The 359-nt window shown below is 49.0% G+C and carries 1 pseudogene; it reads left to right on the top strand.

From position 1 onward, the window contains the following. Positions 1–359: pseudogene (locus ACYVTD_RS18130) on the top strand (isoleucine--tRNA ligase); the annotation flags it as partial.

The raw sequence follows: 359 nt of genomic DNA, 5'->3' as shown, positions 1-359 counted from the left end.
TCGCATGGACAACAACTCCCTGGACGTTGCCTTCAAACCTCGCCCTAACACTCGGAGCGGAGATCGATTATGTATTAATAGAAGACAAAACCGAACACTACATACTTGCGGAAGCAAGATTATCCGCATACTACAAAAACGAAACCGAATATAAAATCTTATGGCGAAAAAAAGGCAGTGAGCTAGCGGGACTTCAATACGAACCGCTCTTTCCATACTTCAAAGATGCGCCTAACGCCTTCCGTACTTTCCTCGGAGATTTTGTTACAACCGAAGACGGCACGGGCATAGTGCATACCGCCCCGGGATTCGGCGAAGACGACGCGCGAGTGCTAAAGGGAACGGGCATCCCCGTTATC

It is taken from the genome of Treponema sp. R6D11, from assembly GCF_054786075.1.
Note: the sequence above shows the minus strand (reverse complement) of the source record. Positions and strands in the feature narration are given on the sequence as shown.